This window comes from Methylobacterium adhaesivum (assembly GCF_022179065.1).
Lineage (GTDB): Bacteria > Pseudomonadota > Alphaproteobacteria > Rhizobiales > Beijerinckiaceae > Methylobacterium > Methylobacterium adhaesivum.
Window position 1 is genome coordinate 1 of sequence record NZ_BPQD01000058.1, and the last position, 3282, is coordinate 3282.

Below are 3282 nucleotides of genomic sequence, written 5' to 3' on the forward strand. Positions count from 1 at the left end.
GGCGGTGGGATCAGCGACCGCCTACATCGAGCCGGGCAGTCCGTGGGAGAACGGCTATTGCGAGAGCTTCAACGCGAAGCTGTGGGATGAACTCCTCAACGGCGAGGTGTTCTACACCCTCAAGGAGGCCAGCGTCGTGATCGAGCAATGGCGTAGGCACTATAACAACATCCGGCCGCACTCGTCGCTCGGCTACCAGCCGCCTGCGCCCGAGGTCGTCATCTGGCCAACCGAACCGAGCGGCTCAGGGCCGCTCGCTCACCCCGCCATCGTCACGCGACTGACGATGCACTAACTTCGAACCTGGGCCACCGAATGGGGGCAGGCCAGTCGATCCGGCTGGGAAAGGCGTAATCGTCAAGCCCGCCCCCTCGGCACCTCAGCCAAGTCAGAATGCTGGTACGTGCTGGTTCGAGCAGTTCGAACTGCACGGGCGACCCAGTTTTTCGCTGAACGATGATGACGCGCGCCCGTACGTGCCCGCCGCTGACAAGCTCACCGATCCTCAATTTGACGATGTCACAACCGCGCAACTTGCTGTCGATGGCGAGGTCGAACATGGCCCGGTCGCGTACACGCCGCTCTCCGTCGAGCCAGAAACGGATAGCCCAAACCTGTTGTGGTTTGAGCGCGCGTTTGGCGCCGAGCTTCCGTCCTGCGTTCCATGGTCGGCGGTTCTTGAAGGCTGGGTCGTGCTCTGAATGTCCCATTTCTCATCTCCCAACCGGCCGATGCCGGCAGAGAGAAGGAGTGCTGCGAACGGAGCCTGCGCATCACCAATTAGACGTCCGGGATGTGTGCCACGCAGCTGCCAAGCTTAAAATGCAGCCCTGCTGCGTCCGACCCAACACAGTCGCCATCATTGCCGTCGAGGCTTCTCCGAAGCGGTGGTTCGCTGGGCCTTCGTCAACTTCGGCTTGGGCTGGCAAGCGGTTCGCCGCCCGGCCGGATCAGTGATCTTGGGCGGTAGCGGGCGGCTGCATAAACTCAATAGTCGCGCCGTCAGGGCCAACGGCGTAGATCACCCGCGTTCCAGCCCGTGCGCCGATTGCGATCGACTGAGGAATGCCTTGCGCCTTCCAGCCGTAGGCGGCGATCCGCACCAGGAGCGCGTTGATGTCATCGACAACAAGGGCCAGATGCGCGAACCCAGGGTCGAACGGCTTGGCTGGCGCGCTTGGTCGGTCCGGACCCTGATACTCCAGGAGTTCGATCGTCTGGTCCGCCAGCGAAACGATTGCCATGCGCACATTCGCCCCATGTGCCCCAGTCACCTGACCAAGGAACTCTCCCCCCATCTCGCCCGTCCGAACAAGCCGCGCGCCGAGCCCATCGACCCAGAACCGAATGGCCTCGTCGAGGAAGGCGACCGCGAAGCCGACATGATCGGCGCGCCGTACGCGGATGCTCGTGTGTTCCGTCATGAGGGACGATCTACCGGCAAACAGGCCATTCGTCTGCAACGGGTCGCGGCCCGTCCTTTGGCTATGTCCGCTTCAAGGCTTCCGCTGCTCGAAAGCGGATCGACAGGAAACCACCCGACACCGTCGTAGAGCCGACGGGCGGATCCCGCGTGCACCTGACCTGCACGGGCAAGCTCTACCTCTGTCTCGGCCAGGACGACTCCGCCGATCTGCAGGCGCCCCTGCTGGCGTCTCCGCACGTTGACGAGCCCGTCGCCAGAGCGTTGGTCGACGCCATCGCACGCAAGCCGAAGGGCCACGACTTCGTCATTGTTCGGGCGCGGCTAGCCACGGTCCGGCGGCACATGAGCGTGACCGGCGGTTAGGCAGCTTCCCCCCGCGCCATCGACGATACCAAGCGGGTGGGCACGGCGTTCAGGGGGACCGAACGGGGCGCCGAGGCCATCCGGCGTCCGATTGCACCTATGGACGGGGTGCTTCCCGGGTCGCCGGTGGTAGGGTGTCGCCGAACGCCGACGCCGGCGCACCGCGATGACAAGGGAGCAAACAGCATGTCGGAACTCGCCACTCTTCGCAGCCTCTCTGGCCTCGGCACCGAATTTGCAGCCTTGAAGGGGTCCGCCCTCGTGATGGTCGACCTGCAGAACACTTACCGCGAGGGGGTGATGCGCCTCGAAGGCGTCGAACCTGCGCTTCGCGAGGCCTCTGCCCTGCTCGCCCGCGCACGCGACGCGGGCATCCCGATATTCCACATCCAGCACGACGCGGGGCCGGGCTCGCCCTACGACGTCAGGGCAGCCATCGGCCGGATCAGCGACGAGGTCGCCCCCCGGGGAGACGAGCCGGTGATCACCAAGAACTACCCGAACTCGTTCGTAGGCACCGACCTACAGGCGCAACTCGATGCCGTTGGCGTCAAGGACCTCGTGCTGGCGGGTTTCATGACCCACATGTGTATCAACTCGACCGCGCGCGGCGCATTCAGCCTGGGGTTCCGGCCCACCGTAGTCGCCTCCGCTACAGCCACCCGTGACCTACCCGCGCCGGACGGTTCGGTCGTCCCCGCCTCGCAGCTCCAGGCGGCGAGCCTCGCCGCCCTTACGGACCTCTTCGCCGTGGTCGCACCGAGGCAGGGTGACATTCGGGGCTAAGGTGCCCTAACGGCGAACGGAGCGGGCAGCCTCCAGGACAAGCCGACAGCCTTCTGCGGTTGCCACGGGTCAAGGATAGGCTGTCCTTTTCCGGGATTCCCGCTTTTACAGCGGACACTTCGCCATCGGACGGATACTGCCGAGCGTCGAACGTCCCCCTCGATTACCCGATGCTCAGAAGCCGACAGGTAGGTATCCACCCCAAGCCGCCGTTCCGCACTCGACCCAACAGCGCCGAATAGGCCGATTTGAAGCGTTCCCGAAAACGGTCATTCGCAGTTTGAACGTTCTGAAGCTTGCCTTGCAGCGTCGAGACGACAGCGACGGCGGCGGTCCAGGGCGAAGACTGGCCTGCCCCCATTCGGTGGCCCAGGTTCGAAGTTAGTGCATCGTCAGTCGCGTGACGATGGCGGGGTGAGCGAGCGGCCCTGAGCCGCTCGGTTCGGTTGGCCAGATGACGACCTCGGGCGCAGGCGGCTGGTAGCCGAGCGACGAGTGCGGCCGGATGTTGTTATAGTGCCTACGCCATTGCTCGATCACGACGCTGGCCTCCTTGAGGGTGTAGAACACCTCGCCGTTGAGGAGCTCATCCCGCAGCTTCGCGTTGAAGCTCTCGCAATAGCCGTTCTCCCACGGACTGCCCGGCTCGATGTAGGCGGTCGCTGATCCCACCGCCGCGATCCAATCCTGAACGGCCTTGGCGATGA

General features: G+C 64.6%; 5 protein-coding genes and 2 pseudogenes. 4 read left to right on the plus strand and 3 right to left on the minus strand.

What is annotated here, in order from left to right; translation table 11 throughout:
* Nucleotides 1-295, plus strand: a 295-nt coding sequence (locus MFF01_RS21955) for an integrase core domain-containing protein (protein WP_238228587.1), incomplete at its 5' end; no start/stop codon positions are given.
* 34 nt (nt 296-329) lie between these two features.
* On the opposite strand, the pseudogene MFF01_RS22195 reads toward MFF01_RS21955, so the two are convergent.
* A pseudogene (locus MFF01_RS22195) lies at nt 330-560 on the minus strand (tyrosine-type recombinase/integrase); the annotation flags it as partial.
* On the opposite strand from MFF01_RS22195, the gene MFF01_RS22200 reads away from it, so the two are divergent.
* Nucleotides 477-701: a hypothetical protein gene (locus MFF01_RS22200; RefSeq protein WP_238228589.1), complete on the plus strand. Its 225-nt coding sequence runs from the start codon at nt 477-479 to the stop codon at nt 699-701. The pseudogene MFF01_RS22195 and the gene MFF01_RS22200 sit on opposite strands and share 84 nt — an antisense overlap.
* A gap of 249 nt (nt 702-950) precedes the next feature.
* Here the strand turns inward: MFF01_RS22200 and MFF01_RS21965 are convergent, their stop codons facing one another.
* Nucleotides 951-1424, minus strand: a complete 474-nt coding sequence (locus MFF01_RS21965; RefSeq protein ID WP_238228591.1) for a VOC family protein — start codon at nt 1422-1424, stop codon at nt 951-953.
* Nucleotides 1425-1567: 143 nt separating this feature from the next.
* Between MFF01_RS21965 and MFF01_RS21970 the strand changes: the two are divergent.
* Nucleotides 1568-1789 (plus strand): annotated as a pseudogene (locus tag MFF01_RS21970) (GTP 3',8-cyclase MoaA); the annotation flags it as partial.
* Nucleotides 1790-1975: 186 nt separating this feature from the next.
* On the plus strand, nt 1976-2575 hold the full coding sequence (locus MFF01_RS21975; RefSeq protein WP_238228593.1) for a cysteine hydrolase family protein: 600 nt from the start codon (nt 1976-1978) through the stop codon (nt 2573-2575).
* 381 nt (nt 2576-2956) lie between these two features.
* On the opposite strand, the gene MFF01_RS21980 is transcribed toward MFF01_RS21975, so the two are convergent.
* On the minus strand, nt 2957-3282 hold a 326-nt coding region (locus MFF01_RS21980; protein ID WP_238226637.1), incomplete at its 5' end, for an integrase core domain-containing protein.

What these genes read in the sequence shown, in the direction of transcription:
- MFF01_RS21965 (WP_238228591.1), bottom strand. Translation starts at nt 1,424, where the DNA reads ATGACGGAACACACGAGCATCCGCGTACGGCGCGCCGATCATGTCGGC.
- MFF01_RS21975 (WP_238228593.1), top strand. Translation starts at nt 1,976, where the DNA reads ATGTCGGAACTCGCCACTCTTCGCAGCCTCTCTGGCCTCGGCACCGAA.